Source organism: Mycobacterium vicinigordonae, assembly GCF_013466425.1.
GTDB lineage: Bacteria > Actinomycetota > Actinomycetes > Mycobacteriales > Mycobacteriaceae > Mycobacterium > Mycobacterium vicinigordonae.
The window spans coordinates 2,942,228-2,954,864 of sequence record NZ_CP059165.1 but is presented as its reverse complement, the minus strand read 5'-3'; the positions used below and the strand labels follow the sequence as shown (position 1 = coordinate 2,954,864).

Sequence of the window (12,637 nt, the reverse complement as noted above, 5' to 3'; positions counted from 1 at the left end):
CACGTCGCCCTCATGGGCCGAGTTCGTCATCCAGCAAGGCGTAGATCTCGCTGTCAAGGGCCGCCTGATTGCCCGGCTCGGCGGTCAAGTCCGCGATCAACGCGCGCAACCGGCTGGTGAGCTGGCCCTTTTCTTCCGCGGTCCAGTCGGATTGGTGGATCAGCGCATCCAGTTCGCGGGTGAGGTTGTCAACGCGGCCCAACGGTCGGGGTTGCTCATCCACCGGCGGTGCGACGGCGCCCAGTTCGTTGGAGAGATGCTCCCCAAGCGCAGCCGGTGTCGGGTAGTCGAAGATCAGGGTCGGTGAAAGTGTCAGCCCAGTAGCCGTTTTAAGCCGGTTGCGCAGTTCGACCGCGGTGAGCGAGTCGAACCCAAGTTCCTGGAAAGCCCTGTGCGGGTCGATATCAACGGTGCTGGAGTGACCCAACACGATTGCAGCATTGGTCGAGATCAGCTCGGTAAGTTCGCGCTGGCGCTGCTGGGGCTCCAGGGCATGCAACCGTGCCGTCAAACCTATTGCTGCCGCCCCGCTATCGGCAGACTCGATGACGCGGCGGGTACGACGGGTGACCAACTCGCGCCAGAGCGGCGGCAGGCCGGTATCGGCGGTCAGCACGCTGGTATCCAGCCGAGCCGCGACGGCTACCGCTTGATCGCCGATGAGGGCCGCATCCAGAAGTTGAAGTGCCTGCTCGGTGGGGAGTGCCGACAGCCCGACCTGCTTCATCCGAGCGAGATCTCGATCACCCAGGTGACGGGTCATCGAGCTGCCCTCCTCCCACAAGCCCCACGCGATCGACAGGCCGCTCAGGCCCCGCTGGCGGCGGTAGCCGGCAAGAGCGTCCAAGAAGGCGTTGGCTGCGGCATAGTTGCCCTGGCCCGGACTGCCCGCGATCCCCGCCAGTGACGAAAACATTGTGAAAACAGCCAGATCCGCGCCGCGAGTCAGCTCATGTAGGTTCCACGCCCCGTCAACCTTGACCCGCAGCACGGTGTCCAACCGCCGCGGGGTCAAGGACGTGATCACCGTGTCGTCGAGCACTCCGGCAGCATGAAACACACCTTTGAGTGGGAACTGCACCGGTATCTGCGCAAGCAACCGGGCCGTTTCCGCACGGTCGGCGATATCGCACTGCGCGAAAGTTACTCGAGCTCCGGCTTGTTCGAGCGCAGCACCCAGCTCACCTGCGCCGTCGGCCTGTCCACCAGAGCGGCTCACCAGCACCAGGTTCGCGACGCCGTAGTGGGCAACCAGATGGCGCGCCACGGCGGATCCCGCCATGCCGGTGCCGCCGGTGATGAGCACGGTGCCGCCCGCCAATGGCGACTGCTGCCCGGCAGGACCGTCCGGGCCGGCGGGAATGGTGAGCACTACCTTCCCCAGATGACGGGCCTGGCTGACGAAGCGGTATGCCTGCCTGGCACTGCGCACGTCAAACACCCTGACGGGCAGGGATTTCACCGCATCGGCTTGCAGCATCTCGCGAACGTCGGCCAACATCGTCGCGATTCGATCCGGCCCTGCCTCCATCAGGTCGAACGCCTGGTAGCTGACACCGTCATATCGATCGGCGACAGCGGCTGGATCGCGGATATCGGTCTTGCCCATTTCGACGAAACGCCCCCCAGGGCCCAACAGCCGCAGTGAGGCGTCGGTGAACTCGCCGGCCAGCGAGTTGAGCACCACGTCTACACCAGCACCACCGGTGGCCGCAGCGAAACGTACCTCGAACTCTAAGGTGCGGGAATCGCCGATGTGGGCGTCGTCGAAACCCATCTCGCGCAACGTTTCCCACTTGCCGCGACTGGCTGTGGCGAAAACCTCGCAGCCCCAATACCGCGCCAACTGCACGGCAGCCATGCCCACACCGCCGGTGGCGGCGTGCACCAGCACGCGCTCACCGGCCTTGAGCCCGGCCAGATCTCGCAAGCCGTACAGCGCAGTCAGGAAAACCACCGGGATGCCGGCGGCCCTGTCCAGCGACCAGCCGTCCGGAGCTGCGATCACCAGGCGCTGGTCCACGACGGATTCGGGTGACACCACGCCCAACAGGCCCATCACCGTCTCGCCCTCGGACAGTTTGGTCACCCCCGGACCAACCTCCACAACGACGCCGGCGCCTTCGGCACCCAGCTCGCCGCCGCCAGGATACATGCCCAATGCCACCAATACGTCCCGAAAATTGACGCCCACCGCACCGACCGCGACGCGCACCTGCCCGGGCGACAACTCAACCGGCTCGCTGCGTCGGGCCGAGACATCCTGCAGCGTCCCGCCGTCACCAACGGCTAACCGCCACAAGCCATCCGGCAAGGTCAGTATCGCGGCACTATCAGCCCGGACCAGCCGAGGCCCGTAGACCACGCCCGACCGCACCGCCAATTGTGGCTCCGCGCAACGGAGCACGTCCTCGACCGCCACCGAGCCGTCGGTATCCAGCAGCGTTACCCGGCCCGGATGCTCGGCCTGCGCCGACCGCACCAATCCCCACACTGCGGCGCCGGCCAGATCAACGATGTCCTCACCGCCCACTGAGACCGCCCCGCGCGTCACCACGGCGAGCCGACCAGAACCATCGCCGCCCAGGTGCTGTTGCAACACGTCCAACACCTGGTGGCTGGTCGCCGAGACGGTTCCCGGCTTTGACTCCCACATCGCCAGTTCTCCGGGTGGGTCGCCCTGGTCGCGTTCCAGCGGCGCCCACACCACGCTGAGCAATCCGCTCCCCGGGGCGGTACCCGACGAGACCGCCGCCGACAGCGCCTGCGCGGATATCTGGCGCACCACCAGCTCCCGCACCGACAGCACCGGCAATCCCGACGAATCCGCCAACTCGACCGAGACCGAGCCGGCACCGGTCGGAGCGATCCGGACGCGTAGCCGGGTCGCCCCGGTGGCGTGCAACGACACCCCCTGCCACGAGAACGGCAGCGCCAACTGATCCTCACCCGCCACCACAGCCCACGCATGCAGCGCAGCGTCCAGCAGTGCTGGATGAATCCCGAAGCCTGCCACGCTCACACCCTTGGGCGCGGTCAACTCGGCATACACCTCGCGGCCGCGCCGCCACGCCAACCGGAGGCCCTGAAACGCTGGCCCGTATCGGTAGCCCCGGCCGGCCAATTGCTCGTATACCGCGGAGACATCCACCGCCGACGACCCGACAGGCGGCCACGTCGACAAGTCGGCCCCACCCCGGACGCCGCCAGGCCGCAGCATCCCCTCGGCGTGTAATACCCACGAATCACATTCGCCCGCCGCGGAATACACCGCGGCACCGTGCCGCCCGGAATCGTCAGCGGCGCTGACGAGTACCTGTATGCGCACCCCGCCCGTTGCCGGCAAAGCCAACGGCGCAAGCAGCGTCAGTTCCTCGATCATCGGAGCGCCCACCTCGTCACCGGCGCGCAACACCAGTTCCGCGAAACCCGCTCCGGGAAACAGCGTCACGGCAGTGACAGCATGGTCCGCGAGCCAACTCTGTATGGCCGGCGACAACCAACCCGTCAAAGCCAACCCGCCGGAATCGGGTCGCTGCACGGCCGCACCAAGCAGTGGATGTCCGAGCCCGGACAGGCCCACCGCCCGCAACGAAGTAGGTCCGACACCGAGGTCCGTCAGCCAAAAATGCTTCCGGTCAAAGGCATATGTTGGCAATGCCACGATCTGAGGGTCCGGGCCCGCGAATGCTTCACGCCAATTCAACCGCAGGCCCGCGGTGAACAAGCCCGCGACCGCTGTGTAGAGGGATTCGACTTCGGGGCGGCCCTTCGCCAACAGCGCGGTCGAAACCGATTGTGCCGCAGCGCACTGCTCGATCAGCGCGGCCAGTCCGCCGCCAGGGCCAACCTCGACGAAGACACCGGCCCCGATCGACTCGGCCGACTTCACACTATCGGCAAAGCGCACCGGCTTGCGCACATGTTCAACCCAGTACGACGGCGAACCATAGCCGGCACCGGCGAGCTCACCAGTGACGTTCGACACCAGCCTGATTCGCGGTTCATCCGCGGTCAACCCGGCCAGTGATGGCCGAAAATCGGGGATCATCGGCTCCATCAACACCGAATGGAACGCATGCGACACGGCCAGCCGGTGCACTCGCCGACCCTCCAGCTGATCCAGCACCGCGGCGACCGCCGTCTGCTCACCCGAAAGCACCACCGATTCCGGCGCATTCACGGCAGCGATGCTCACCCCTTCATTGAGCAGCGCCACCACCTCATCCTCGCCGGCGGTTACCGCGACCATCACCCCGCCGGCCGGTAGCCCCGCCATCAACCGGCCGCGGGCAGCGACCAGTGCAGCCGCATCATCCAGCGAAAGCACGCCGGCGACCTGGGCCGCGGCAATCTCCCCCACCGAGTGGCCGAGCACCAGGTCGGGAACTACGCCCCAAGACTGCAACAACGCGGCCAACGCCACCTCGACGGCGAACAGCGCCGGCTGCGCATACTCGGTGCTCTCCAATAGCTCTTCGTCGCTCCCCCAGATAACGTGGCGCAGCGGCACGCGCAGATGCTTGTCCAGTGCCGTGGTGGCCTCGTCAAAAGCTTTGGTGAACACCGGGAAACGCTGGTATAGATCCCGCCCCATACCCAGGTATTGGGCGCCTTGGCCGGGAAACACGAACACTGTCTTGCCGAGCGAGCGAGCGCGGCCGACCGCTACACTCGCTGCCGGTTCTCCCGACGCCAGCCGAGCCAGCCCATCCTGAAAGTGCCGATGGTCGGCGGCCACCACGACCGCGCGGTGCTCGAATACCGACCGAGTGCTCGCCAGCGACCAACCGACATCCAATGGCCGCACACCCTGGTCCGCAGTCACCCGCGCCAGCAGGCGCTCCGCCTGATTCGCCAGGGCCTCGGCCGAGCGCGCAGACAAGACCCATGGGACGGCGCCATCGAACGGTTGTGCCACAACGCTTTCTGATTCCGCGGTGCGCCCCTGCTCCAAGAGCACATGCGCGTTGGTGCCGCTGATACCGAACGCCGACACGCCGGCCCGTCGTGGGCGGCCGGCTTCGGGCCAAGACCTCTGTTCGGTCAGCACCGACACCGACCCCATCGACCAATCAACATGCGGTGTCGGCACATCGACATGCAGAGTCTTGGGCATTACGCCGTGCTGCATAGCGAGCACCATCTTGATCAGTCCGGCCGCACCCGCCGCCGCCGAGGTATGGCCGATATTCGATTTGATCGAACCCAGCCAGAGCGGCTCGGCGCGACCTTGCCCATATGTCGCCAGGATTGCCTGCGCCTCGATCGGATCGCCCAGCCTGGTGCCCGTCCCGTGGCCTTCGACCACATCCACATCCGTCGGAGCGAGACCCGCACTGGCCAGGGCTGTCCGAATCACCCGCTGCTGTGCCGGACCATTAGGCGCCGTCAGACCATTGGATGCGCCGTCTTGGTTGACCGCCGAACCCCTCACCAGCGCCAACACCGGATGCCCCAACCGCTCCGCGTCGGCCAGTCGCTCCACCACGAGCACACCGGCGCCCTCGGACCACGACGTGCCGTCAGCGGCTCCGGCATAGGCCTTGCATCGGCCGTCGGCAGCCAGCGCCCGCTGGCGGCTGAACTCCACGAATGCCGCCGGGGTGGCCATCACGGTGACCCCGCCGACCAGCGCCAAATCACATTCATGCTGGCGCAGCGACTGCACCGCCAAATGCAGCGCCACCAGGGACGACGAGCACGCCGTGTCCACCGACACGGCGGGTCCCTCCAACCCCAGGACATACGCCACCCGTCCCGAGGTCACGCTCGGCGTCGAACCGGTCAGTCCGTAGCCTTCCAATTCGCCCTTGACCTCGCCACCGTACCCGGCGTGGATCACTCCGGCGAACACGCCGGTCGCTGAGCCGCGCAAGGCGCTCGGGTCGATTCCGGTGCGTTCCAACGCTTCCCAAGACACTTCCAGCATCACCCGCTGCTGAGGGTCCATAGCCAGCGCTTCGCTGGGGCCGATACCGAAGAAGCCGGCGTCGAAATCGCCAGCATGCTGCAGGAAGTTACCGCGTCGGGTGTAAGTCTTTCCGGGCATGTCGGGATCCGGGTCGTACATGCCATCGATGTCCCAACCGCGATCCCCAGGGAAGTCCGACACGGCATCGCGACCGGCAAGCAACATGTCCCACAACGCTTCCGGCGAATCCACCCCTCCCGGATACCTGCACGCCATACCCACCACCGCGATCGGTTCGGATAACCGGCCCTCCAGCTCGGACACCCGGCGTCGGGTGCGCCGCAGATCCGCGGTGAGGCGTTTGAGGTAGTCGAGGTGCTTCGCGGTGTCCGGACCCTGGTTCATGAGCTACGAACCGAGTTCTTCGTCGAGGATGGCGAACAGTTGACTTTCACTGGCGGCGGCGAGATCGTCATCGACGAGCCGCTCGCTCACCCCGACCAGCTCGGCCTGGACTGCCGCCAGTCGATTGGACAGCTGTGCCTTCTGCTCGGGTGTCCAATCCGCTCGAATGATCAAAGTTTCCAATTGGCGGGCGATGTCGTTGAATTGGACAACCGGATCGGCTCGGTCAGCAGAAGCGCTCAGCCGCACACCGAGATGCTCCGCCAAGGCGGTTGGACTGGGGTAGTCGAAGATGAGGGTCGGCGAAAGCGTCAGTCCGGTTGCTGTCTTCAGCCGGTTGCGCAGTTCGACTGCGGTCAGAGAGTCGAACCCCAGATCGCGGAAAGCGCCTTGCGCATTTATGTCGGCCATGCTCGATCGCCCCAGCACTGTTGCGGCGTTACTGCAGACCACTTCGACTAATTCACGGTGTCGCTGTTCGGCATCCAGAGCACGCAATCGTGCCACCAACCCTGTTGTAGCAAAACCAGACTCACCGCTGGAAACGGCACGCCGAGCGGGGCGGCGAACCAGTTCACCCAACAGCGGCGGTACGTCCTCAGAGAGACTCGCCGCATCGAAGCGGGTGGCTATAACGACACCGGGGTCTGCGGCCAGGGCAGCGTCGAACAACGCCATGGCCTGCTCAGTTTCCAGCTCGGCAAGACCGGCCCGGCCCATCCGGGCCTTGTCGCGCTCGCTGAGGTGGCGCGTCATCGCGCTGGCCTCTGCCCAGAGTCCCCACGCGATGGACACGCCGGGCAGACCCGCCGAACGGCGACGTGTCACCAGTGCGTCCAAGAAACCGTTGGCCGCCGCGTAATTGCCCTGACCCGGTGTGCCGAGAATGCCAGCCATGGAAGAGAACACGACAAAGGCCGAAAGTTGGAGCTTCTGGGTCAGCTCGTGCAGATTCCAGGCGCCGTCGACTTTGGCCCGCAGCACTTTATCCATCCGGTCCGGCGTCAGCGATTCGATCAGCCCGTCGTCGAGAACGCCGGCCGCGTGAATCACCGCTTTCAGCGGAAACGACTTGGGGATCCGGGTGAGCACGTCGGCGACAGTGTCACGATCGGCCACATCTGCGGCCGCTACCGAGACTTGCGCGCCAGCTTTGCGCAACTCCAGCGTCAACTCCGAAATACCTTGTGCATGCTCACCTGCACGGCTCACCAACAGCACATGAGGCACCCGATGCCGGCTGACCAGGTGCCGCGCCAGTGCAGCGCCGGCCATTCCGGTTCCACCGGTGATCAGGACGGTGCCATCGGCGAGGCCCGTGTTGGACTGCAACGTCAACACCACCTTGCCGGTGTGCCGGGCCTGGCTGACAAAGCGATACGCCTGCCGCGCGGCGCCCAGGTCAAACGTCTGCACCGGTAATGGTGTCAACGCATCGCTGTGCATAAGTGTCATCAACTCGGCCAGCATCTGCGCAATCTTGTCCGCTCCGGCCTCGATGAGGTCGAACGCCCGGTAGTGAATCCCTTGCTCGGCCAGCAGGTGTGGGTTGCGCAGGTCGGTCTTGCCCATCTCGATGAAGCGTCCGCCGGGAGCCAGCAGGCGCAGCGAGGCGTCGATGAACTCGCCGGCCAGGGAATTGAGTATCAGATCGATACCGGCGCCGGCCGCGCCTGCGCGGAAGCTGGTCTCGAACTCCAGGCTGCGGGAATCGCCAATATGGTCATCGTCGAAACCCATCGCGCGCAACGAATCCCACTTGCCACGGCTTGCGGTGGCGAATACCTCGCAACCCCACAACCGCGCCAACTGCACCGCCGCCATACCGACTCCACCGGTCGCGGCGTGCACCAAGACCCGCTCGCCGGCTCGCGCCTTGCCCAACACCGACAACCCGTACCAAGCCGTCAAGAATGCCACCGGGACACCGGCTGCTTGCTCGAGCGACCAGCCAGCCGGGACGCGGGTGACCAGCCTGCGATCGACCACCGCCTGGGGACCCGCCACGCCCAACAGTCCCATCACCGCATCGCCCACGGCGATATCGGAAACCTCTGGCCCCACTTCGACGACCACGCCGGCGCCCTCAACCCCCAACTCACCGCCGCCGGGGTACATACCCAGCGCCACCAGCACGTCCCGGAAGTTCACTCCGACTGCGGCTACCGCGACCCGCAGCTGCCCAGCGCCCAGGTCGCTCGTATCACAAGGACCGATCCGCACGTCCTCAAGCGTGCCCCCACCGCCCGTGACCAGGCGCCAGCCGGAATTCGACTCGGGCAGAACGAGTTCCGGCTGCAAGCCGCTGGCTTTGAGCCGGGCCTTGTATACCGCACCGCGACGCACCACCAGTTGGGGCTCACCACAGCCGACCACGTCGTTGACGTCCAGGGAGCCATCGGAATCCAGCAACACAATCCGGCCCGGGTGTTCAGACTGCGCCGAACGCACCAGCCCCCACACCGCCGCCGCGGCGAGATCGGTGACGTAGTCGTCACACATTGCGACGGCACCGCGAGTCATGACCACGAGGACGCCCTCCTGATCACTCGCCAACCACGACTGCAACATCGACAGCGCCGCGTGCGTGGCGGACCGAACCACGTTGCGCGGATCGCCATCCTCGGCTGGCAACTGCCACAACACCACCGGCATATCACCGCCGGGCGCCGCACCGACGAGAGACCACTCGATCTCGAACAGACCCGCATCTTCGTCTCGGGCACCGCCGGTCAGGACGTCCAGCTGGCCGGACACCGGGCGAAGGCTTAGCTCCTGCACCGTCAACACCGGCAGACCGTAGTCGTCGGCCAACTCCACCCGCACCGATCGGGAACGGGAGCGGCTCAGCCGAACGCGGAGCCGCGTGGCGCCCGTCGCATGCAGTGAAACGCCCTGCCAGCTGAATGGCAGCACCGTCTGCGAATGTGCTTCAGCCGCTGCCCACGCGTGCAGCGCGGCATCCAGTAGCGCGGGATGGATGCCGAACCCCGTTGCGCTCAAACCGGTGTCCTCCGCGAGCGCAACCTCGGCGTAGATGTCTGCCTCGGACTGCCACATCGCATACAGCCCCTGAAACGCCGGACCATACTCGTATCCCAGCGCGGCCAAGCGTTCGTAGACACCGCTCACTTCAACCGGCTGCGCGCCCGCGGGCGGCCACGATGACAAGTCGGCCGATGGTTCCAGTTTCCCAGCCGCGAGCACACCCTCGGCGTGCAGTTGCGATCGTTCGCCCAGGGAGTACACGGTGAAGTCATGGCTACCGGAAGCGTTCGCGGCGCTGACCACGACCTGCACCCGGGTCTCATCGACCAACCTCAGCGGCGTCGACAACGTCAGCTCTTCGACCACCGGACAGCCGACCTCGTCACCGGCCCGGATGGCCAGCTCCACGAGTCCTGCGCCCGGGAACAGCACCATGCCGTTCACCGCGTGATCGGCCAACCATGGCTGTGCGGTGAGCGAGAGCCTGCCCGTCAACACCACACCGCCGGTGTCCGGGCGCTCCACTACCGCTCCCAACAGGCCATGCTCGGCGCCGACAATCCCATCCCGGCGGACGTCTCGAGCGGCCGGTTCGGTAAGCCAGAACCGGCGCCGCGCGAACCCGTAGGTCGGCAGCGCCACCCGCCGGGCTCCCTCGAACACCGACGACCAGTCGACGGCCACCCCCGCCACCTGCGCCTGCGCCACGGAAAGCCAAAACCGTTGCAGCTCATCGCCGTCACGGCCCAGGGTTTGGACGACTGCAGGTCGGCTCGACGGATCGTGCGCAAGCACCGTTTCCTCCACGGCGGCGGCCAGTACCGGGTGCGGACTGGATTCGACGAACACCTGATAGCCCGCCTTGGTGGCGGCGCCCACTGCTGCCTCGAAAAGCACGGTGTTCCTGAGGCTTTGATACCAGTAGTCCGCGGTGAGGCAGGTGGTGTCGATGAGTCCGCCGGTCACCGTGGAAAAGAACGCGACACTCGATGAGCGCGGCTGGATCGAGGCGAGCGCCTCAGTGAGGTCTGCGCGGATGGCATCCACATGCCGGGAGTGCGAAGCGTAGTCGACCTCGATCCTACGGGCGCGAATGCCGTCGGCGTCGCAGTACCGTAGCAATTCGTCGATCGCGGCCACGTCCCCGGAAACCGCAACAGCCGAAACACCGTTGACGGCAGCGACACTCAACCGGCCACCCCACCGGGCCAGCAAGGTCCCGGCTTCCCGTTGCCCGACGGCCAACGAGGCCATGCCGCCCTGCCCGGACAACCGCGCCAGCAGCCGGCTCCGCAGCGCCACCACCCGAGCCGCGTCGGACAACGACAAGGCCCCGGCCACATAGGCCGCGGCGATCTCGCCCTGCGAATGCCCGATCACCGCGTCGGGTCTGACGCCGAACGAGCGCCACATCTCGGCTAGCGACACCATGACTGCCCACAGCACCGGCTGCACCACGTCCACCCGGTCCAGGCCGGGTGCCGTCGGCATCCCGTGTACGACGTCGATCAGGGACCACTCGACGTGGACCCGCAGCGCCTCGTCGCACCGGCGCATCTGTTCGGCGAACACCGGAGCCCTGTCCAACAACGATGCGCCCATTCCCGCCCACTGCGACCCCTGGCCGGGGAACACGAACGCTGTCTTGCCGATAGCATGGGCCTGTCCGATCACCGTCCCGGAACCTATTTCGCCGCAAGCTATTCCGGCTAGTTCGGCCAGCAACTGCTGACGGTCGGCGCCCACCACCACCGCGCGGTGCGCGAACAGTGACCGCGTGCTGACCAGCGACCAGCCCACGTCCGCTGCGCTCAGGTCGTCGTTGCCGGCCACCCAATCGTGCAGCCGCTGCGCCTGATTGGTCAACGCGGCTGATGAGCGCGCCGAGAGCAGCCAAGGCGCAGGGCCGTCGACGTGTGTCGGGGCCATGTCCTCGACGGCCGGTGGCTGTTCCAGAATCACATGCGCATTCGTGCCACTGATCCCGAACGACGACACCGCCGCGCGACGCGGCCGTCCCGGCTCCGGCCACGCTCGCGCCTGAGTCAGCAGTGCCACCGCGCCGGTCGACCAATCCACATGCGGTGTCGGCACATCTACGTGCAAGGTTGCGGGCATCACACCGTGCCGCATCGCCAGCGCCATCTTCATGACGCCGGCCACGCCTGCAGCGGCCGAGGTGTGACCCATGTTCGATTTGATCGAGCCCAACCAGAGCGGCTCGTTGCGGCCCTGGCCGTAGGTCGCCAAAATCGCCTGTGCCTCAATCGGATCACCCAGGGTGGTACCCGTCCCGTGCCCCTCCACGACATCCACATCGGCCACACCCAAACGCGCACTGGACAGTGCCGCCCGGATAACCCGTTGCTGGGAAGGACCGTTGGGGGTGGCCAGCCCGTTGGACGCGCCGTCCTGGTTGACCGCCGAACCCCGCACCACCGCCAGCACCGGATGTCCCAACCGCTGCGCGTCGGTTAACCGTTCGACCACCAACGCCCCGGCTCCCTCGGCGAACGCGGTCCCGTCCGCGGCCCCCGCGTACGCCTTGCACCGGCCGTCGGCCGAAAGGGCGCGCTGACGACTGAATTCGATGAACATGGCCGGCGTGGCCATCACCGTCACCCCACCGACCAACGCCAGATCGCACTCCCCGGAACGCAGCGACCCCACCGCCAGGTGCAGCGCCACCAGCGACGACGAACATGCCGTGTCCACCGATACTGCTGGCCCTTCCAGACCCAGCACATACGCCACCCGTCCAGAGGCCACACTCAGCGTCGACCCACGCAGCCCGTAGCGTTCCAGATCACCGGGTACCCGGCCCTGACCACCGTAGGAGCCGTGGAACACGCCGGCAAAGACAGCGGTCGACGAACCTCGCAGCGACAGCGGGTCAATTCCCGCCCGTTCCAACGCTTCCCAGCAAACCTCCAGCAGCAGCCGCTGCTGCGGATCCATCGCGAGAACCTCGCTAGGCGCGATCCCGAAGAATTCGGCGTCGAATCCGGCGACATCTTCCAGGAATCCACCGTGGCGGGTGTAGGACTTGCCAACCGCATCCGGGTCGGCGTCGAAAAGCTCCGCCACATCCCAACCCCGGTCGGTCGGAAATTCCGAGACGACGTCGCGGCCCTCGGCCACCATCTGCCACAGCCGATCGGGCGAGTCCACCCCACCCGGATACCGACAACCAATGCCCACCAAAGCGATTGGTTCCGTGGCACGCGAAAGGTAAGCACGGTTCTCACGCTTGAGCCGCTCGTTCTCTTTGAGCGATCGACGCAAAGCCGCGACGAGTTCCTCTTGCGTGCTGGTCATACCGTACTAGCC

General features: G+C 66.4%; 2 protein-coding genes. Both read right to left on the bottom strand.

Translation table 11 applies throughout. The features are described 5' to 3' along the window. Positions 1-10: 10 nt before the first annotated feature. On the bottom strand, positions 11-6,319 hold the full coding sequence (locus H0P51_RS13360) for a type I polyketide synthase (RefSeq protein WP_180918503.1): 6,309 nt from the start codon (positions 6,317-6,319) through the stop codon (positions 11-13). 3 nt (positions 6,320-6,322) lie between these two features. Next, a complete protein-coding gene (locus H0P51_RS13355; protein WP_180918502.1) occupies positions 6,323-12,625 on the bottom strand; it encodes a type I polyketide synthase in 6,303 nt (2,100 codons plus the stop codon). Positions 12,626-12,637 lie beyond the last annotated feature (12 nt).